Source organism: Kitasatospora sp. NPDC056181 (assembly GCF_042266225.1).
Classification (GTDB): Bacteria; Actinomycetota; Actinomycetes; order Streptomycetales; family Streptomycetaceae; genus Kitasatospora.
In genome coordinates this window covers 18,456-37,817 of record NZ_JBHJUK010000024.1, presented here as the reverse complement: position 1 = coordinate 37,817, position 19,362 = coordinate 18,456, and the positions used below count along the sequence as shown (strand labels likewise).

The 19,362-nt window shown below is 74.5% G+C and carries 16 protein-coding genes; 5 read left to right on the top strand and 11 right to left on the bottom strand.

Annotated features, from left to right (window positions below; translation table 11 throughout):
* Window positions 1-32: 32 nt before the first annotated feature.
* The gene (locus tag ACFC1F_RS12340; RefSeq protein ID WP_148641689.1) at window positions 33-1,220 is read right to left on the bottom strand and encodes a thiolase family protein; all 1,188 of its coding nucleotides are present in this window, start codon (window positions 1,218-1,220) and stop codon (window positions 33-35) included.
* A 112-nt stretch (window positions 1,221-1,332) separates the two neighbouring features.
* Window positions 1,333-2,481, bottom strand: coding sequence for an acyl-CoA dehydrogenase family protein (locus tag ACFC1F_RS12335; protein ID WP_376157566.1), 1,149 nt, complete (start codon window positions 2,479-2,481; stop codon window positions 1,333-1,335).
* A gap of 262 nt (window positions 2,482-2,743) precedes the next feature.
* On the opposite strand from ACFC1F_RS12335, the gene ACFC1F_RS12330 reads away from it, so the two are divergent.
* Window positions 2,744-3,385, top strand: a complete 642-nt coding sequence (locus ACFC1F_RS12330; protein WP_148641687.1) for a TetR/AcrR family transcriptional regulator — start codon at window positions 2,744-2,746, stop codon at window positions 3,383-3,385.
* Window positions 3,386-3,455: 70 nt separating this feature from the next.
* Here ACFC1F_RS12330 and ACFC1F_RS12325 read toward each other — a convergent pair whose 3' ends face one another.
* From ACFC1F_RS12325 to ACFC1F_RS12295, 7 genes are all read right to left on the bottom strand, one after another.
* The gene (locus ACFC1F_RS12325) at window positions 3,456-4,694 is read right to left on the bottom strand and encodes a nitric oxide synthase oxygenase (RefSeq protein WP_376157612.1); all 1,239 of its coding nucleotides are present in this window, start codon (window positions 4,692-4,694) and stop codon (window positions 3,456-3,458) included.
* Window positions 4,695-4,972: 278 nt separating this feature from the next.
* Window positions 4,973-6,382, bottom strand: coding sequence for a sugar porter family MFS transporter (locus ACFC1F_RS12320; RefSeq protein WP_376157610.1), 1,410 nt, complete (start codon window positions 6,380-6,382; stop codon window positions 4,973-4,975).
* Between the two features lie 148 nt (window positions 6,383-6,530).
* Window positions 6,531-7,505: an L-histidine N(alpha)-methyltransferase gene (gene egtD / locus ACFC1F_RS12315; RefSeq protein ID WP_376157565.1), complete on the bottom strand. Its 975-nt coding sequence runs from the start codon at window positions 7,503-7,505 to the stop codon at window positions 6,531-6,533.
* Window positions 7,506-7,562: 57 nt separating this feature from the next.
* On the bottom strand, window positions 7,563-8,318 hold the full coding sequence (egtC, locus tag ACFC1F_RS12310; RefSeq protein ID WP_376157563.1) for an ergothioneine biosynthesis protein EgtC: 756 nt from the start codon (window positions 8,316-8,318) through the stop codon (window positions 7,563-7,565).
* The gene (egtB, locus tag ACFC1F_RS12305) at window positions 8,318-9,700 is read right to left on the bottom strand and encodes an ergothioneine biosynthesis protein EgtB (protein WP_376157562.1); all 1,383 of its coding nucleotides are present in this window, start codon (window positions 9,698-9,700) and stop codon (window positions 8,318-8,320) included. The genes egtC and egtB overlap by 1 nt, the downstream gene beginning before the upstream one ends.
* Window positions 9,697-11,049 carry an ergothioneine biosynthesis glutamate--cysteine ligase EgtA gene (egtA, locus tag ACFC1F_RS12300; RefSeq protein WP_376157560.1) on the bottom strand — a complete coding sequence of 451 codons (1,353 nt, stop codon included), beginning with the start codon at window positions 11,047-11,049 and terminating at the stop codon, window positions 9,697-9,699. The genes egtB and egtA overlap by 4 nt, the downstream gene beginning before the upstream one ends.
* Before the next feature lie 328 nt (window positions 11,050-11,377).
* Window positions 11,378-12,538 carry a MalY/PatB family protein gene (locus tag ACFC1F_RS12295; protein ID WP_376157559.1) on the bottom strand — a complete coding sequence of 387 codons (1,161 nt, stop codon included), beginning with the start codon at window positions 12,536-12,538 and terminating at the stop codon, window positions 11,378-11,380.
* A 304-nt stretch (window positions 12,539-12,842) separates the two neighbouring features.
* Here ACFC1F_RS12295 and ACFC1F_RS12290 point away from each other — a divergent pair, with 304 nt between their 5' ends.
* Both ACFC1F_RS12290 and ACFC1F_RS12285 read left to right on the top strand, forming a co-directional pair.
* Entirely contained in the window at window positions 12,843-13,427 is a 585-nt protein-coding gene (locus ACFC1F_RS12290) for an antibiotic biosynthesis monooxygenase (protein WP_376157557.1), read from the top strand.
* A 101-nt stretch (window positions 13,428-13,528) separates the two neighbouring features.
* Entirely contained in the window at window positions 13,529-13,744 is a 216-nt protein-coding gene (locus tag ACFC1F_RS12285; protein WP_376157555.1) for a hypothetical protein, read from the top strand.
* 115 nt (window positions 13,745-13,859) lie between these two features.
* Here ACFC1F_RS12285 and ACFC1F_RS12280 read toward each other — a convergent pair whose 3' ends face one another.
* Complete coding sequence (locus tag ACFC1F_RS12280; protein ID WP_376157553.1) at window positions 13,860-14,309, bottom strand: SRPBCC family protein; 450 nt, start codon at window positions 14,307-14,309, stop codon at window positions 13,860-13,862.
* A 70-nt stretch (window positions 14,310-14,379) separates the two neighbouring features.
* A complete protein-coding gene (locus ACFC1F_RS12275) occupies window positions 14,380-16,158 on the bottom strand; it encodes a glycoside hydrolase family 15 protein (protein WP_376157551.1) in 1,779 nt (592 codons plus the stop codon).
* A 269-nt stretch (window positions 16,159-16,427) separates the two neighbouring features.
* Between ACFC1F_RS12275 and ACFC1F_RS12270 the strand changes: the two genes are divergently transcribed.
* Window positions 16,428-17,234 (top strand): SAM-dependent methyltransferase, encoded by an 807-nt coding sequence (locus ACFC1F_RS12270; protein WP_209408739.1) that lies wholly within the window; start codon window positions 16,428-16,430, stop codon window positions 17,232-17,234.
* On the top strand, window positions 17,231-19,345 hold the full coding sequence (locus ACFC1F_RS12265) for a putative bifunctional diguanylate cyclase/phosphodiesterase (RefSeq protein ID WP_376157549.1): 2,115 nt from the start codon (window positions 17,231-17,233) through the stop codon (window positions 19,343-19,345). Before ACFC1F_RS12270 ends, ACFC1F_RS12265 begins: the two co-directional genes overlap by 4 nt.
* Window positions 19,346-19,362 lie beyond the last annotated feature (17 nt).

Sequence of the window (19,362 nt, the reverse complement as noted above, 5' to 3'; positions counted from 1 at the left end):
GCCGATGGCGGCCGTCCGCCGTCCGCCGTCCGTCAGGCCGATTCGACGAGGACGGCGGTGCCCTGGCCCACGCCCACGCACATGGTGGCCAGGCCCCGGCGGGCACCGCTGCGGCGCATGCGGTGCAGCAGGGTGGTGAGGATGCGGGCGCCGGAGCCACCCAACGGGTGGCCCAGCGCAATGGCGCCGCCCGCCGGGTTGACCAGCTCCGGATCGATGCCCAGCTGGTCCATGGAGGCGAGCACCTGGGCGGCGAAGGCCTCGTTCAGCTCGGCCTCCTCCAGCGAGTCGAGCGACCAGCCGGCCCGGCCGAGCACCTTGCGGGTGGCCGGCACCGGGCCGACGCCCATGACGTCCGGGTGCACCCCGGCCGAGGCGCCGGCGACGTACCGGCCGAGCGGCTGGAGGCCGAGGTCGCCGAGCGCCTCCTCGCTGACCAGCACCAGGCCGGCCGCGCCGTCGTTCATCGGCGAGGCGTTGCCCGCCGTCACCGTGCCCCCCGCCCGGAAGGCGGGCTTCAGCCGGGCCAGCTTCTCCAGGCTGGTGTCCTCGCGGATGCTCTCGTCCTGGCCGACCGTCACCCCGTCCGGCCGCTCGACGGGGACCAGCTCGGCGTCGAAGTGGCCGTCCTTGCGGGCGGCGGCGGCGCGCTGGTGGCTGCGGAGTGCGAAGGCGTCCTGCCGCTCACGGGTGATGCCGTACCGGGTGGCGACCTCCTCCGCGGTCTCGCCCATGGAGAGGACGCCGTGCAGGTCGGCCATCCGGGGGTTGGTGAGGCGCCAGCCGAGCCGGGTGTCATAGGTCTCGATCTTGTGCGGCAGCGCCTCGTCGGGGCGGGGGAGGACGAAGGGGGCGCGGGTCATCGACTCGCAGCCGCCGGCCAGCACCACGTCGGCCTCGCCCGATCCGATCGCCCGGGCGGCCATGGTGACGGCCTCCAGGCCGGAGGCGCAGAGCCGGTTCACGGTGGCGCCGGGCACGGTGTCGGGCAGGCCGGCCAGCAGGACGGCCATCCGGGCGGCGTTGCGGTTGTCCTCACCGGCCTGGTTGGCGGCGCCCCAGTAGACGTCGTCGATCCGGGCCGGGTCGAGGGCGGGTACGTCGGCGAGCAGGGCGCGCAGCACGGTGGCCGAGAGGTCGTCGGGGCGGACCGTGGCGAGCGCTCCGCGCAGCCGGCCGATGGGTGTGCGGCGGGCTGCGGCGAAGTAGACAGGACGCACGTCGTCGGGCTCCTTATCAGCGGTAACAGCGGTAACAGCGGGGATGACGGGAACAGCGGGAACAGCGGGAACGACAGGAGTAAAGGGGACAGCGGAACGGAAGGGGCAGGGCTCAGAACGCGTTGACGCCGGTGAGCGCGCGTCCGATCAGCAGCTTGTGGATCTGGCTGGTGCCCTCGTAGAGGGTCATCACCCGCGCGTCGCGCAGGTACTTGCCGACCGGGTACTCGTCGATGAACCCGTAGCCGCCGAAGACCTGGAGCGCGTTGTTGGCGGCCCGGACGGCGGCCTCGCTCGCATAGAGCTTGGCGACGGAGGACTCGGCGGCGAACGGCAGGCCGCGGTCGATGTGGTCGGCGACCTTCCAGGTGAGCAGCCGGGAGGCCTCGACGTCCACGGCGATGTCGGCGAGCAGCTCCTGCACCAGCTGGCGCGAAGCGATCGGCTTGCCGAACTGCTCGCGCTCGCCCGCGTACCGGACGGCGGCGTCCAGGCAGGCCCGGGCGATGCCGACGCAGCCGGCGGCGACCGACATCCGGCCCTTGGCGAGTGCGGCCATCGCCACGGTGAACCCCTTGCCGGGCTCGCCGAGCCGCGCGGAGTCCGGCACCCGGACGGCGTCGAAGGCGAGCTCGGCGGTGGCCTGGCCGCGCAGGCCGAGCTTGCCGTGGATCTCGGTGCGGGTGAACCCGGGCAGGTCGGTGGGGACGAGGAAGGCGGTGATGCCCTTGTGCCCCGGACCGCCCGTCCGGGCGAAGACGAGGGCGACGTCGGCCCAGGTCCCGTTGGTGATGAAGGTCTTGGCGCCGCTGATCAGCCAGTCCCCGCCGTCCCGGACCGCGCGGGTGGTGAGGTTGGCGGCGTCGGAGCCGGTGCCGGGCTCGGTGAGCGCGAAGCAGCCGAGCGCCTCGCCGGAGGTGAGCCGGGGCAGCCAGTGCTGCCTCTGCTCCTCGCTGCCGTAACCGTTGACCGACTTGGCGACCAGGCCGAGCGAGACGGAGACGATGCCGCGCACGGCGGAGTCGCCCCGGCCCAGCTCCTCCAGGGCCAGGCAGTAGGCGAGGTGGTCGCCGCCGCTGCCGCCGTACTGCTCGGGGAGGGTGAGGCCGAGCAGGCCCAGCTTGCCGAGCCTGCCGATGATCGCGCGGTCGACGGACTCGGCGCGGTCCCACTCGGCGGCGTACGGGACGATCTCGCGGTCGGTGAAGGCGGCCGCCAGGTCACGGAGGGCTGCCTGCTCCTCGGAGAGCTCCAGGTTCATCGGGACCCCGTTAAACTAGCGCTGCAAGTTTTATGGGGGGACTGTAGCCCCGACCGGGCCGCACTGGGAAGAGGCGCCTGCCAGAATCGGTCCCCACCCACCCGAACGCAGTCACCCGAACGCACTCACCCGCACCGACCGCTCCGAACGCGCCGGACCGCCCCGCACCCGCCGACCGATCCGAACGCGCCGGACCGACTCGAACCCACCGACCCGCACCCACCCACTCGAACCCGCCGACCCGACCGGAGGAACCGCGACGATGGCCCGCCCGCGCACCCCCCTGCTCAGCCGCGAGCGCATCGTCACGGCCGCGCTCCAGCTCATCGACGCCGAGGGCCTCGCCGCGCTCTCCACCCGCCGCCTCGCCACCGAGCTGTCGGTCAGCGGGCCGTCGCTCTACAACCACTTCGCCACCAAGGACGAGCTGTTGGACGCGGTGGTGGACAGCGTGATGGGCGAGGTCGACCTGTCGATGTTCGGGCGGGACGCGCCCTGGCCGGCGGCGCTGCGCGACTGGGCGCGCTCCTACCGGGCCGCCCTCGCCGCGCACCCCAACATCGTCCCCGTGCTCGCCCAGGGCCCCGGGCGCCGGCCGAACGCCCTGCGGCTGGCCGACGCCGTCTTCGGCTGCCTGGTCGAGGCGGGGTGGCCGCGCGGTCAGGCCACCCGGATCGGCGCACTGATGCGGTACTTCGTCGCCGGCTCGGCGCTGGCCTCGTTCGCGGCGGGCTTCCCCGAGGACGCCGGCGTGTACGACGCCGCCGACTACCCGCACCTCGGCGAGGCGCACCGGCTGGCCGAGCACCGGAGCGCGATCGACGAGGGGGCGTTCGAGACCGGACTCGAAGCGCTCCTCGACGGGTTGCTCCTACGGTACGAGCGCACCGTCCCGCGGCCCTGACCCCGTGCGCCCCTGACCCCGTGCGCCCCCGGCCCCGGGGCGGGTCACCAGCGCGGGTCACCGGGGCGGGTCACCAGGGCTCGCGCGCCACGAAGGCTGGCCGCAGCGAAGGGTCGACCGGGTCGTAGTACCGGTGGTAGACGGGGGTCAGCCCACCGGAGACCGGCGGCACGATCCAGCTCCAGTCGGCGGGGGTCGGCCGGCCGAGCCGCTTCTCCTGAGCGACGTGCTTGAGGAACCGCCCGGACTCGGTGTGGTGGTCGGCCATGGTCACCCCGGCCTCCTGGAACGAGTGCAGCACCGCCACGTTGAGCTCGACCAGCGCCCGGTCGCGCCAGAGCGTGCGGTCGTTGGAGGTGTCCAGGCCGAGCCGTTCGGCGACGGTGGCCAGCATGTCGTACCGGTCGGCGTCGGCGAGGTTGCGGGCGCCGATCTCGGTGCCCATGTACCAGCCGTTGAACGGTGCGGTGGGGTAGCGGACGCCGCCGATCTCCAGCGTCATGTCGCTGATCGCCGGTACCGCGTACCAGCGCAGGCCGAGGTCGGCGAACCAGGCGTGGTCGGGGTGGACGAGGTCGACCTCGAGCGTGGTGTCGTCCGGCAGCTCGTACCACTCGGGGCGTTCGCCGGGCCGTTCCTGGACCAGCAGCGGCAGCACCTCGAAGGGTTCCTCGCCGCACTTCCAGCCGAGGTCCCGGGCCCGGGCGGCGAGCCGGGCACCGGCCGGGTCGCCGATCCAGGCGCCGTCCCCGTCGGGGTGGCCGGCGTAGCGGACCAGCTGCTGGTTGAGGATCCGGGCGGCCGGACGGCCGGGCCGGTCGGGGGCGAACACCGAGATCACCGGGCGGATCCGGCCTCCGTTGCCGGCCACCCGCAGGTGCTCGAAGCACTCGGTGGCGATGTCGTCGGCCGAGCCGAGGTGCCGCAGGTCCCGGACGACCAGGCTGCGCCAGTACAGCCGGCCGATGCAGCGGGCCGCGTTGCGCCAGGCCAGCCTCGCCCCGTAGGCCAGTTCGGCGGGCGTGTGCTCGTAGGTGCCGGTGCGGTCGATCTCGTCCAGGACGGCCCGCAGCCGTTCGGCCGGGTCGCCGGCGGCGGGCTGCTCGTGGTGGAACTGCCGGACGAACGCCTCGGCCTCCGCCGGATCGGTGAAGTGGTCGGCACCGGAGCCCGAGCCGGCACCGGAGCCCGAGCCCGAGCCGGTGCTGCGGGCGGCGCCGGTGGGGCCGTCCGCGGACGGCCCGGAGGCCGGGCGCTCCTCGGGAGCCCCGGCGAGGCGGGTGAGCGGGCCGGTGACGTGGTCGGTCAGCCGGCCGGCGGGGTGTCCGGTGCCCTCGGCGGGCGCCGGCCCGGCGGGTTCGGGCGCGGGGTGCGTGTGGGCGTACGGGCAGCCGGTGGCAGGCGCTGCCGCGGTCCTGCGGGCGCTGCGGGTGCGAAGCCGGTTGAAGATCAAGGACACATCCCTCCTGGCCACCAGGAGTACCGGAGGTGTGCGCCCCGCCGCAGGGAGTGAACGATTCGGCCCCCGCACCCGCGCCGGGGGCGCTAGGGTGCGGGGGCCGAACGTCCGACGGTCCGACGGTCGGATCAGCCCATGTCCTCCAGCCGGATGCCCTTCGTCTCCTTCATGAACCGTGCCACGAAGAGGACGGACAGCGCCGCGAACGCCGCGTAGACGAGGTAGGTCGCCGAGAGGTTCCAGCGCGAGAGCGAGGGGAACGAGACGGTGATCGCCCAGTTGGCGATCCACTGCGCGGAGGCGGCGACGGAGAGCGCGGCGGCGCGGATCCGGTTGGGGAACATCTCGCCGAGCATCACCCAGACCACCACGCCCCAGGACATCGCGAAGAAGAGCACGAACGCGTTGGCGGCGATCAGCGCCACGGTGCCCTGGAGGTCGGGGAGGGTCACGTTGTCGCCGCTGCCGGTGGCGGAGGAGAACGCCCAGCCGCAGGCGGCCAGTGCGACGGCCATGCCGACCGAGCCGATCAGGGCGAGCGGCTTGCGGCCGATCCGGTCGACCAGCAGGATCGCGACCACGGTGCCGAGGATGTTGATGACCGAGCCGATGAAGCTGATCAGCAGCGAGTTGCTCTGGTCGATGCCGACCGACTGCCAGAGGATCGACGAGTAGTAGAAGATCACGTTGATGCCGACCAGCTGCTGGAAGACCGAGAGGCCGATCCCGACCCAGACGATCGGCAGCAGGCCGAAGCGCCCGCCGAGCAGGTCGCGGAAGCGCGGGCGGTGGTCGGAGTCGATCAGGCCCTGGATCTCGGCGATCCGGGCGTCCGTGTCGGCGCCCCTGCCCTCGACCTCGGCGAGCACGGCGCGGGCCTCGTCCAGGCGGCCGGCCGCGATCAGGTAGCGCGGCGACTCGGGGATCATCGAGGAGAGCACGAAGTAGAGGGCGGCGGGCAGCACGCAGATGCCGAGCATCCACTGCCAGGCCTCCAGCCCGAGCAGCCGGCCGCGGGTGTCACCGCCCGCGGCGTCCGCCAGCACCCAGTTGACCAGCTGGGAGATCGCGATGCCGAGCACGATCGCGGCCTGCTGGAAGGAGGCCAGGCGCCCGCGGTACTTGGTCGGCGCCACCTCGGCGATGTAGGTCGGGGCGATCACCGAGGCGATGCCGATGGCCGCTCCGCCGAGGACCCGCCAGCAGGCGAGGTCCCAGGCGGAGAACGGCAGCATCGAGCCGACCGCGCTCACCGCGAAGAGCAGCGCGCCCGCCTTCATCACCTTGATCCGGCCGTAGCGGTCGGCGAACCGGCCGGCCAGCGCGGCGCCGACCGCCGAACCGAGCAGTGCCGAGGAGACGATCAGGCCGGTCACGCCGTCGCCGACGCCGAACTTCTCCTGGATGCCGGAGACGGCGCCGTTGATCACGGAGCTGTCGTAGCCGAACAGGAACCCGCCGAGGGCCGCGGCGGCGGTGATGAAGACGACGAAGCCGAGGCGGTCGGAGGATCGGGCCTCCGCCGCCGTCGGCTCCATCGGCTCCGTGGGCTTCTGGGTGACGCTCACGATCTTGACTCCTGGTACTCAACACTGAGCTTGGTAGCCGCGATCGTAACCCGTCAATGTTCAAGTGTTGTACGTGGGATGCCCGCCAAGTCCCTTTCTCTATTAGTAAAGTGAACTGTCAAACCTGGGGGGAGGCCAGCGACAGCCCGAATCGCCCCTCGTCGTCCGTCCACCAGTGGGCGAGCCGCAGGCCGGCGGCCGCCAGCTCCCCGGCGACCCGCTCCCGGCGGAACTTCGCCGACACCTCGGTGCGCAGCTCCTCGCCCGCGTCGAAGTGGACGGGCAGGTCGAGCGCCGGGATCTTCACGGTCTGGGTGCGCAGCGAGCGCAGCCGCATCTCGATCCACTCCTGCTCCGGGTCCCAGAGCGCCACGTGCTCGAACGCGTCCGGGTCGAAGTCGGCGGACAGCTCGCGGTTCAGCACGTTGAGCACGTTCCGGTTGAACTCGGCGGTCACCCCGGCCGCGTCGTCGTAGGCGGCGACCAGCACGCGGGGGTCCTTCACCAGGTCGGTGCCGAGCAGCAGGAAGTCGCCCGGGTCGAGCGCGGCGCGCAGGCCGCGCAGGAAGGCGGCCCGCTCGGCGGGGAGCAGGTTGCCGAGGGTGCCGCCGAGGAAGGCGACCAGGCGCGGGCCGCCGTCCGGGGGCAGGCCGAGCCGGGCGGTGAAGTCGGCCAGCACGCCGTGCACCGCCAGCTCCGGGTACTCCCCGGCGAGCGCCCCGCCGGCGGCGGTCAGCGCGCTCTCGCTGACGTCCACCGGGACGTAGGTGTGCAGCGTGCCGAGGTCGCGCAGGGCGTCCAGCAGCAGCCGGGTCTTCTCGGAGGAGCCCGAGCCCAGCTCGACCAGGGTGCGGGCGCGGGTGGCGGCGGCGATCTCGCCGGCCCGGGCGGTGAGGATCGCCCGCTCGGCGCGGGTCGGGTAGTACTCGGGCAGCCGGGTGATCTCCTCGAACAGCTCGCTGCCCCGGGCGTCGTAGAACCACTTCGGCGGCAGCCACTTCGGTTCGGAGGTCAGACCGTGCTGCACGTCGTGGCGCAACGCGGTGCTGAAGTGGTCGGCGGGCAGCAGTCGGGTGAGGTCAAAGGTGCTCATGGCAGACGGGTCCTCGGTTCAAAAGGTGAAGGAAGGGCGGTGGGGGAGGTGGAGGGCTCAGAGTGGCCGGACGGTGCCGAGCGGCCGGACGGTGACGCCGTCCGGGCCGGCCAGCAGCAGCGAGCCGTCCGGCACGGCCGTCCAGTCCGGGTGGTCGTCGTACGGCTCGGAGGCCACCACCACGCCGCGCCCGGGCAGCGTCCGGTGGTGCAGGGTGTCGCCCCAGGCGGTCGCGGCGAGCGCGCGGCCGTCCGTGAGCAGCAGGTTGAGCCGCGCGGTGGTGTGCGCGGCCACGTCCGCGACGGTGCCGGCCAGCGCCTCGCCGAGGCCGGCGCCCGCCCGCAACCGGTGCAGCGCCAGGCCCCAGACGAGTGCGGAGTCGGTGCGCGACACCAGCTCCAGCAGTTCGGCCGGCGGCAGCAGCCCGGCCAGGGCGTCGAGCTTCGCGGGCCAGCCCGCCACCGCGCCGTTGTGGCTGAACAGCCAGCGCTCCGCGGCGAACGGCGCGGCCGCCTCCTCGCCCGCCGCGCAGCCCTGGGTGGCCGAGCGGACGGCCGCCAGCAGCGCCCGGGTGCGGATCACCCGGGCGAGGTCGGCGAACGTGGCGTCCGCCCAGACCGGCCCGGCCCGCCGGTGGCGGGCCGGCACCTCGTCGCCGTCCGCGTACCAGCCGAGGCCGAAGCCGTCCGCGTTGACCGTGCCGTACTGCTGCGCCCGGGGTGCCCAGGACTGCCGGTAGAGCCCGAACGGGGGCTCCACCAGCAGCTCCTGCGGCGCCACCGGCGCGCCCAGGTAGGCGAGGTGACGGCACATCAGTCGGTCTCCGCGTCGGCGGCGGTGCGGAACCCGGCGAAGATCTGCCGCCGGATCGGGTAGTCCCAGTTGCGGAAGGTGCCCCGGCAGGCGACCGGTGCGACGGCGAAGCACCCACCGCGCAGCACCTTGTACTCGGGGCCGAAGAAGACCTCCGAGTACTCCTTGTACGGCCAGGCCCGGAATCCCGGGTAGGGGCGGAAGTCACTGGCCGTCCACTCCCACACGTCACCCATCAACTGCCGCACTCCGTGGGGCGATTCGCCGTCGGGGTAGCTGCCGGCCGGGGCCGGGCGGAGGTGGCGCTGGCCGAGGTTGGCGTTCCCGGGCGCGGGCGGGGCGTCCCCCCACGGGAAGCGGCGGGAGCGGTCGGTGGCCGGGTCGTACCGGGCGGCCTTCTCCCACTCGGCCTCGGTCGGCAGCCGCCGCCCCGCCCACCGCGCGTACGCGTCGGCCTCGTACCAGCTGACGTGCAGCACCGGTTCGTCGAGGGGCACGGGCTCCAGCACGCCGAACCGGCGGCGGAGCCACTGACCGTCCTCGTGACGCCAGAACAGCGGGGCGCTGAGCCGGGCGGTCCGCCGGTGCTCCCACCCCTCGGGGGTCCACCAGCGCGGTTCGTCGTACCCGCCGTCGGCGATGAACCGCAGGTAGGCGCCGTTGGTGACGGGCGTGGTGTCCAGCCGGAAGGCGGGCAGCTCGACCCGGTGCGCCGGGCGCTCGTTGTCCAGTGCCCACGGCTCGGTGTCGGTGCCCATGGTGAACGGGCCCGCCGGGACGAGAACGTCGGCCGGCAGGGCGGCCGCGTCCGCCGGGGCGGGCGGCGGCGGGGGAGCGGCCAGTGCGGGCTCGCCCACCCGGAGCTGATGGGTGATCAGCATCGTCTCGTCGTGCTGCTGTTCGTGCTGGGCGATCATGCCGAAGGCGAAGCCGGCGTCCAGCAGGGGTGCGCCCTCCAGCGGGCTCTCGCCCAGCAGGTCGAGCACCCGGCCGCGCACCTCGTGCGCGTACGCGCGGGCCTCGTTCGGCGGCAGCAGCGGCAGGCTGGGGCGTTCGGCGCGCGGGTGTTCGAACGCGTCGTAGAGCGGGTCGATCTCCGGGTGCATCGGGTCCCGGTGGCCGACGTTGCGCAGCAGCCAGAGCTCCTCCTGGTTGCCGATGTGCGCGAGGTCCCACACCAGCGGGGACATCAACGGCGAGTGCTGGGCGGTCAGGTCGCGGTCCTCGACGCAGTCGGTGAGCGCGGCGGTGCGGGCGCGGGCGGCCAGCAGCTCGGCGGCGATCGTCTCGCGCAGCGCCTCCAACGAGGCCGGCGTCTCCAGCGGCGGGCGGGCGTCGGGGCCGGCGGCGGGGGCGCCGGTCGGGCGGGCGTCGTCGATCATGGTGCGGCCTCCTCCGGGGGAGTGCGTCGGGCGCCGGACCGCAGCGCGTCCAGCTGGTCGTCGGCCGGGCAGCGGCCGCGCGCGGGATAGCGCTCGGCGTACTGGGCGACGGCGGTGCGCAGCCGCTCGGCACCGGGCAGGCGGCCCAGTGCGGCGTCGGCGGCGGCGAAGCAGGCGAGGGTGGCGCGGCGCAGCCCGGGGTCGGCGACGGCCAGGGTGGCGGCCCGGCGCCAGGCGTCGCTGCGCGGCGGGCGCGGGCCGTCGGCGCGCTCCAGCGGCTCCAGTGCGGCGAGCGCGGCCTCGGCGGCCACCGGGTCGTCCAGCAGTGCGGTGACCAGGGCGGCGGGGACGATCCAGCCGTCGCCGGGTTGGGCGTCGATCATCCGCAGCTCCAGGTGGCCGCGCGGGCGGACCGGCGGGAACAGCGTGGTGCGGTGGTAGTCCAGGTCGGCCAGGGTGGGCGGGCGCTCGCCGGCGCCGCGTAGCCAGTCGGCGAAGGTCAGCCCGGCCGGCGCGGTCCAGGGCAGCCCGTCGGGGCGGCGGATGCAGAGCACCTCGGCGTCCAGCACGTACCGGGCCCAGGCCTCGCGCGGGTCGCCGTGGTCGGGGCCCGGGGCGAGCGTGCGGGTGGGGTCCATCCGGGACCATACGGTCTGGCGGGTGGACCGGTGACCGGTCGGTTTGCCGTCCAGCAGCGGGGAGTTGGCGAAGGCGGCGACCAGCACCGGGCCGAGCCGGTGGGCGAGGCGCCAGCGCCGGTCCAGTGCGTGCGGGCCGTCCGTGGCGCCCGCGTCCAGGCAGACCTGGACGGAGGCGGTGCCGGTCATCATGATCCGGCCCCAGGGCCCGGCCGAGTTGAAGAACCGTTCCATCGCCAGGTAACGGGGGTGATCCAGCACCATCTCCCGCGGACGGGCCAGGGGATCGGTCCCGGTGCCGGTGAGGCGCAGGCCCTGGGCGGCGAAGGCGGCCCGCAGGGCGGCGAGGTCGCGTCGGGTGTCGTCGACGCAGGTGGTGAGGCTGTCGGCGGGCGGGGAGCTGAGCTCGACCTGTCCGCCGGGTTCGAGGGTGAGGCGGGCTCCCGAGGGGAGCGACGTCCCGTCGGGGCCGCCGAGCGGCAGCGCGTCCAGTGCGGCGTGAAGCCGCTCCGGTAGGACGGGGTCGGCGGGACATCGGTCGTCGTGGACGAACCACTCGACCTCGACGCCGACCAGCCGGGGAGGCCCGATCTTGAAGCAGACCCCGGCCATGTGGCTGCGCGCGGCCGACTCGGTCAGCGGCGTCACCCCGTCCGGGGGCGGCTCGGTGGTCGGTCGGGCGGTCGGGCTGGTCGGGCGAACGGGTATCACCGGACTCACCATCCTCGGGATCACGATTGCGGCCCGGTCTACCCTGCCCAGTCTGCTACGGACCATGCGAAGGCGCTCCGCAAACATCTCGTGAAGAGATGTCGTCGCAGGTCAGAGGCGGTGCAATCGGGTGATTCGGGCCTTTTCGAGGCCCCGCGCAGGGCCTTTTCCCGGTCCGCCCGGAGGCCTCCTCGAAGCCTGCTCGGAGCCTCCTTGAGGCCTCCTCGAAGCTTCCTCGGAGCCTGCTCGAAGCGTTCGGGCGGCCTCGGGGCGGCCCTCCCGGAGCCCCTCCCCCGAAGCCCCCGAAGCCCCCGAAGCCTCAGAAGCCTCAGCGGAGCCGTGCCAGCCGCTCCAGGACGGCCTCCAGGACCGGGCCCGGCAACGCGTAGTCGAGCCGCAGCGCGCCGCGCCCGCCGGGCCCGAAGTCCGCCCCGTCGGAGGCCTCCAGACCGCACCGCTCCAGCAGCGCCGCCCGCGCCCCGGCCGGCGGCAGGCCGAGCGCGGCGGCGTCCACCCAGAGCAGGTACGAGGCCTCGGGTGCGGACAGCACGGCGTCGCCGAGCAGGCCGGTCAGCCGGTCCCGCGCGCTCGCCAGGTGCGCCAGCAGCGCGTCCAGCCACGGGCCGCCGTGGCGCAGCGCCGCCTGCTGCACCTCCTGCTCCAGCAGCCCGCCCTCCCAGAAGCCGAACCCGGCCGTCACCGCGGTGAGCCGCTCGCGCAGCGCGCCGTCCGGGACGAGCGCGAAGCAGCTCGGCAGGCCGGAGGTGTTGAAGGTCTTGCCGACCGAGTTGAGCGTGACGGTCCGCTCCCGGTACGGGCCCGCCACGGCCACGGCCACCGGATGCCGGTGGCCCGGGTGGGTGAGGTCGCCGTGCACCTCGTCCGAGACCAGCACCGCGCCGGCCTCCGCCACCGCCCCGGCGAGCGCGCGGACCTCGGCCCCGGTCCAGACCCGCCCCGACGGGTTGTGCGGACTGCTCAGCAGCACCGCCCCGCCCCCGCGCGGCGCCAGCCCGGCCACCGGCAGCCGGTACCCGGTGCCGTCCCGCTCCAGCGGCACCTCCTCGTAGGGCAGCCCGGCGGCCCGGCAGAGCTGGGCGAAGCCGCCCCACTCGGGCGTCGGGAACAGCACCGGCCCGGCCGGGCGCACCGCCTCCAGCAGCAGCCGTACGGCGGTCCGCGGGCCGAAGGGCAGCAGCATCACCCAGGCCGGGTCCACCGTCACGCCGTGCCGCTCCCGGTACCACCGCGCCACCAGCGACCGCCCGGACGGATCGCAGACGGTGTACCCGAACGCCCGGTGCCGGGCCCGCTGTGCCAGCGCGCGGGCGACGGCGGGCGGCCCGGGCAGGTCCATGTCGGCGAGGCCCATGGGGATCACTGCGCCGGCCGCGCCGGGCGTACCGGCCGCCCGGGCCCACTTGCTGCTGCCGGTTCCGGCGCGGTCGAAGGGCCGGCCGAAGCCGAAGTCCTCGGGTGGGGCGGTCACGGCAGGGGCCTCCCGGTACGGCGGCGGGCGAAGACGTCCGCAGCCACGGTAGGGCGTGCCGTGCGGATCCCGCCGGATCGGGGCCGGATCGGGCCGCGCCGCCCCGGACGCGCATCGGAGGGCGACGGACGGACGGGCCGCATCGGACGATCACTCGAACCGGGCCGCCCGGAGCCGGTGGCCGACTGGATGATGATCAGCCGTCCGGCCGCCCGGTGGACGGGGGCGCGCAAGGGCGGGCGCACGCCGTACGCTGCGCCCTTGGTACGGCGTTCGGGCAGGACGGGCAGGACGGGGAGGACCAATGGCGACGACGACGACGCGCGACACGGTGGCCGGCAGCGGACAGGACGAGGAGGTCACCCTCTTCGTGGCCCGCCGAGTGGAGCCCGGGTACGAGGACGCCTTCGAGGTCTGGGCGAAGGACATCCTGGCCGCGGCCGCGGCGCACGAGGGCAACCTCGGCACGGGGCTGCTGCGGCCGGCCGGGCCGGACGACCCCTGGCACCTGCTGCTGCACTTCCGCGACGGCGAGGCGTTCCGCTCCTGGCAGGCGTCCCCGGCGCGGGCGGCCTGCTTCGCCGTGGCGGACGGGCACCACCACGAGGTGCACCGGCACGAGATCCTCGGCATGGAGGGCTGGTTCGCCACCACCAAGGCGGCCGCGTCGAAGGGACGCCCGCCGGTGCGCTGGAAGATGGCGGTCGCCTCGACGCTCGCGATCGCCCCGATCGTCGTCACCTCGACCCTGTTGATCGCCCCGCACCTCTCGGGCCTGCCGACGGCGGTCCGGCCGCTCGTCACCGCGCCGCTGATCAGCGCGCTGATGACGTACGCGGCGCTGCCGGTGGTGACCCGGCTGCTGCGGCCGTGGCTCTTCCGCCGCTGACGGCCGGGGCCGATCCGGGCGTGACTCCGCCCGGATCGGCCAGGACGCCCCGGGTCGTACGCCTGCGGTCCCGGACCTGCCGCGCCGCAAGGCCGATTGACGTGTGCCGGGGCCGCGGACGATCATTTCCCACCCGGCTCGACGCGCACCGCTACCTGGTCACCACCCTGTGGTCCGGGGCCGCCGCTCACGCGCACTACGCCGCCGGACACCTGCCGGCCCTGCGGGAGCGTGCCGCGCCCGGGGCCGACCTCCACTCGGTGACCGGCCACCTGCTGCCCCTGGAGACGGCCTGGCGCGTCCTGCCGCAGCGGTGACCCCGGGCCGGTCCTGCGCCGCAGAGGCGTCCGGCCCGCCCTGCCGGTCCCCGCCCTGCCGGTCCCCGGCGAGCCGGCCGCCGGGGCCGGTCCGTCGTCCGTCGTCCCTCTTCCGTCAGCCGTCCGCCGTCAGGTACTCCGCCAGCCCCCGCCGGCCGCGCCACATCATCGCGGCGTGGTTGGCGCGGAAGACCGGGTGCAGGGGGAGGGCGAGACGGCGCAGCAGGGGCTTGGCCGGCCTGGTGTCCTCCTCGAACAGCACGTGGCTGCCGGCGCCGTCCGGGGCGACGGTCCAGCGGGACCAGCCGGTGAGGTCGCCGTGCATGGCGGCCTCCAGCACCCCGGCCGCGGGGTCGCACCGCACCGTCTCCAGGCCGATGACCAGCCGGTAGGGCAGCAGCGCGCGCGCCACCACCTCGCCGCGGCCGGGGCCGGTCTCCCGGGCGGTGCGGATCTCGGGCCACCAGAGCGGATAGCTCCGGACGTCCTCCAGCGCCGTGTACACGGCGGCGGGCGGCGCGGGCAGTCGCCAGACGCCGCGGAACCGGTAGTGGTTCGGGTCCATCCGCCGAACGGTACCCGCCCGCGACGGGGGAGCGCGCCCTTCGCGCGCCGCCCCGGCCCGCCGCGTCGCGCTACTCCGGTTCGGCCAGCGTGAACGCGGTGTTGACCAGTGCGACGTGGCTGAACGCCTGCGGGGTGTTGCCGAGTTGGCGGCGGGCGCGCGGGTCCCACTGCTCGGAGAGCAGGCCGAGGTCGTTGGCGAGCCCGACCACCCGGGCGAAGAGTTCGTGCGCCTCGGCCCGCCGCCCGGTGGCGGCCAGTGCGTCGGCGAGCCAGAAGGAGCAGGCCAGGAAGGCGCCCTCGCCGCCGGGCAGGCCGTCGGTGCGCTGGTGGGCCTGGTAGCGGCGGACGAGGCCGCCGTGGTCGAGGCCCTCCCGGACGGCGTCCACGGTCCGGACCACCCGCGGGTCGTCCGGCGGCAGGAAGCCGCTCTTGACCACGAACAGCGTGGCCGCGTCCAGCCCCTGCCCGCCGTAGTGCTGCACGAAGATTCCGCGCCGCCGGTCGTAGCCGTGCTCGCAGACGTCGGCGTGGACGGCGTCGCGCATGGCCCGCCAGCGGTCGACGGGCGCGGGCAGGCCGGTGGCCTCGGCGAGGCGGACGGCACGGTCGGCGGCGACCCAGGACATCACCTTGGAGTGGACGAAGTGCCGCCGCCCGCCGCGGACCTCCCAGAGGCCTTCGTCGGGTTCGCGCCAGTGCCCTTCCAGGTACTCCATCAGGGTCCGCAGCAGGATCCAGACGTGCCGCTCCATCGGCAGGCCGGCCAGCAGGGCGAGGTGCAGGGTGTCCACCACCTCGCCGTAGACGTCGAGTTGGAGCTGGTCGACGGCGGCGTTGCCGAACCGGACAGGCCGGGAGTCCTCGTACCCGGGCAGCCACTCGGCGACGGTCTCGCCGAGGACGCGTTCGCCGGCGACGCCGTAGACGGTCTGGAGGTCGCCGGGGTCGCCGGCGATGGCGCGCAGCAGCCAGCGGCGCCAGGCGGCCGCCTCCTCGCGGAAGCCGCCGCGGAGCAGGGCGGAGAGGGTCATCGAGGAGTCGCGCAGCCAGCAGAACCGGTAGTCCCAGTTGCGCATCCCGCCGATCCGTTCGGGCAGCGAGGCGGTCGGTGCGGCGACGATGCCGCCGGTGGGGGCGTAGGCGAGCGCCTTGAGGGTGATCAGCGAGCGCAGCACGGCGTCCCGCCACTCGCCGCGGTAGCGGAAGCCGGCCGTCCAGCGCTGCCAGTCGCGCAGGGTGGCGAGCAGGGCCTCCTCGGGGTCGGTCCGCGGGGTGGTGGGCAGGTGGGAGGGCTGCCAGGTGAGCACGAAGGCGACGCGGCGGCCGGCGGTGACGCTGAAGTCGGAGGCGGTGATGCCGTCCACGCCGTAGGTGTGCACCCCGGGCGGGACGCGCAGCCAGGCGGAGTCCGGTCCGGCGACGGCGACCCGGTGGCGGCCGGTGCGGCGGACCCAGGGTTCGATCCGGCCGTAGTTGAACCGCAGCCGCAGTTCGCTGCGGACCGCGACGGTGCCCTCGACCCCCTCGACGATCCGGATCAGTTGCGGGGTGCGGGCGCCCTGCCCGCGCTGGGGCATGAAGTCGGTGATCCGCACGGTGCCGCCGGGCGCGTGCCACTCGCTCTCCAGGACGAGGCTGTCGTCGACGTAGCGGCGGGAGGAACACCGCGCGGCGCCGACGGGGGCGAGCCGCCAGGCGCCGTGCTGCCGGTCGCCGAGCAGGCCGGCGAAGCAGCTGGGGGAGTCGAACCGGGGCAGGCAGAGCCAGTCGACCGACCCGTCCCGGCCCACCAGGGCGGCGGTCTGCAGGTCGCCGATCAGGGCGTAGTCCTCGATGCGTCCGGCCATCACCCCATTCTCGGCCGTCGCCGCCCGTCCGGCAGGCCGGGGCGCCGCACCCCGGCGGCCACGGGGTGCGCCGGCCCCGGCCGGAACCCGCCGCACCCCGGCGGGCCCGGGCCCCGTCGAGCGGAACCGGAGACTCCGGCAGGATGGGAGAACTCCGCTTGCACGCGTTCGGCGTGCAAGGGAGGATCTTTTGTGCTTGTAGTCTCATCAGTCGCAGCCGTCCCTTAGGACAGCTGGCTTCCCGGAACCGGAGCGAAGGAGTCCCTAGGATGCGGCGACCGAACTGGGTACCGGAGGGCACGGACCTGGACAAACCGAACGCCGCGCGGGTCTACGACTACTACCTCGGTGGTTCGCACAACTTCGAGGTGGACCGGGAGATGGCCCGCAAGGCGATCGCCCTGTGGCCGGAGCTGCCCCAGATCATGCGCTCCAACCGGGCCTTCCTGCGCCGCGCCGTGCAGTTCGTGACCGAACGGGGCATCACCCGCTTCCTGGACATCGGCTCCGGCATCCCCACCTTCGGCGCCGTGCACGAGATCGCCCGGGCGATCCGCCCCGAGGCCGAGGTCGTCTACATCGACCGCGACCCGGTGGCCGTCGCGCACAGCCGGCTGCTGCTGCAGGACGACCCGAAGAGCGACGTCGTCCAGGCCGACCTGCGGGACATCGACGACCTGCTGGCCCGCCCGGAGGTGCAGAAGCTGCTCGCGGCCGGCGAGCCGGTGGCCGTGCTGCTGGTCGCCGTCCTGCACTTCGTCAGCGACTCCGAGGACCCGTGGAAGCTGGTCGAGGTGCTGCGCGACGCCCTCCCGCCGGGCAGCGCGCTCGTCCTCTCGCACGCCTCCCTGGAGGGCCGCCCGGACCAGGCCGAGGACCACCAGAAGCTCTACCGGATGACGCCCACCCCGCTGACCATGCGCACGCACGAACAGATCACCGCGATGTTCGCCGGCTTCGAGCTGGTCGAGCCCGGCGTCGTCTACCTGCCGCAGTGGCGGCCCGACCAGCCGGAGGCCGTCGGCCAGCACCCCGAGCGGATGACCGGGGTGGCGGGCGTGGGGTTCCGCCCGTGAGCGGTTCGCCGGTGTCGGGCAGCGCCGAACGGTTCCACGAGGACTGGGCGCGGCTGCTCTCCGGTGACCACGGCACGGCGGTCCACCCCGGCCTGCTCGGCCGGCTGGTCTCCCGGACCGCCGTGCTGCTCCACCGTGCCCAGCAGGACGAGCCGTTCGAGCCGCACCTGGCCTCCCAGGCCGGTGCGGAGCTCGTCGACGCCCATTTCACGGACCCGGTGGTCCTGGCCCGCGCGTTGGAGCTGCTCCAGGAGCAGCCGGTCACCGACGACCGCGGGCCCGCGCTCTGCGGCGCCTTCGCGGCCGGCTGGGCGGCCGCGCTGCGCGAGCGCACCCTGCGCGAGCAGGAGGCCATCCGCACCGCCGCCGACCTGGCCCGCAAAGAGGCCGAGCGGGCGCTGCGCGCGTCCGAGGCCCGGTTCCGCGCGCTGTTCGAGAGCGCGGCGATCGGCATCGGCATCGGCGACACCGACGGCAACATCCTGGCCGTCAACAAGGCGCTCCAGGAGCTGTTCGGGGCCGCGCCCGAGGACATGCAGGGCCGCCGGGTCGGCGACCTCGTGCACCCCGAGGACGCCCCGGGCGTCTGGGAGGCCTACGAGGAGCTGATCAGCGGCAAGCGGGACTACTTCCAGTTCGACAAGCCGTACTACCGGGCTGACGGCGAGGTGGTCTGGACCCACCTGACGGTCTCGCTGATCCGTGACGACGACGGCGTGCCGCAGTACCAGGTGGCGATGCTGGAGGACATCACCGACCGGTACCGGCTGCAGGAGCGGCTGCGCCACCAGGCCACCCACGACCCGCTGACCGGCCTGCCCAACCGGGCGGCGTTCTTCGAGCGGCTGGAGAAGCTGTTCGAGGAGCCGGACCCGGGCGCCCGGTTCGGCCTCTGCTACGTCGACCTCGACGGCTTCAAGGTGGTCAACGACAGCCTCGGCCACGACACCGGCGACCAGCTGCTCTCCGCCGTCGCCGCCCGGCTCAAGGCGGCCCTGACCCCGCTCGGCCACCTGGTCGCCCGGCTCGGCGGCGACGAGTTCGTCGTCCTGCTGGAGAACTGCCGGGGCGAGCAGGAGGCCGTCGCCGCCGCCAAGACCGTGCTGAAGTCGCTGGCCGGGCCGGTCCTGATCGGCGATCACAAGCTCGCCGTCGGCGCCAGCGTGGGCGTGCTGGAGCGGCGGGTCTCGACGACGACCCCGGGCGCCGCCGTGCGCGCCGCGGACCTGACGCTGTACCGGGCCAAGGAGGCCGGCCGCGGCCGCTGGACGCTCTTCGACCCCAAGGAGAACGCCCGCGCGGTCAGCCGGTACGCCGTGTCCGTCCGGATGCCGGCCGCACTCGACCGCGGCGAGTTCTTCATCGACTACCAGCCGTTGTACGCGCTGGCCGACGGCCGGCTGGCCGCGGTGGAGGCGCTGGTGCGCTGGCGCCACCCGCAGCTCGGCGTGCTCGGGCCGGACGAGTTCGTCACCACCGCCGAGGAGACCGGCCTGATCATGCCGCTCGGCCGCTGGGTGCTGGAGCAGGCCTGCGGCCAGGCGGCCGACTGGATCAAGCGGTTCGGCGACGACGCGCCGCAGCTGAACGTCAACCTGGCGGTCCGTCAGGCGCGCAGCGCCGCCCTCGTCACCGACCTCGGCCGGATCCTCGAATCCACCGGCCTGGACCCGGCCCGGCTCCAGCTGGAGATCACCGAGTCCACCGTGGTCGGCCCCGAGGACGAGGCGCTGCGCACCCTGCACGGGCTGGTCGACCAGGGCGTCTCGCTCGCCGTGGACGACTTCGGCACCGGCTGGTCCAACCTGGCCTACCTGCGCGACCTCCCGGTCTCGGGCCTGAAGATCGCGGGCTCGTTCGTCGGCGACCTGCACGACCCCGCCAAGGACGAGGAGACCGGCTGGCGGATCGTCAGCGGCCTGGTGTCGATGGCGCACGCGCTCGGCCTGACCGTCACCGCCGAGGGCGTGGAGACCCGGCGGGACGCCGAACGGCTGCGCACCATCGGCTGCGACTGGGCGCAGGGCTGGCACTTCGGGCGGCCGGTGCGGCCGGCCGAGATCGCCCGCCGGATCGCCGAGGAGCCGGAGGGTCGCCCGGTCGGCGGCTGACGACTGACGACTGACGA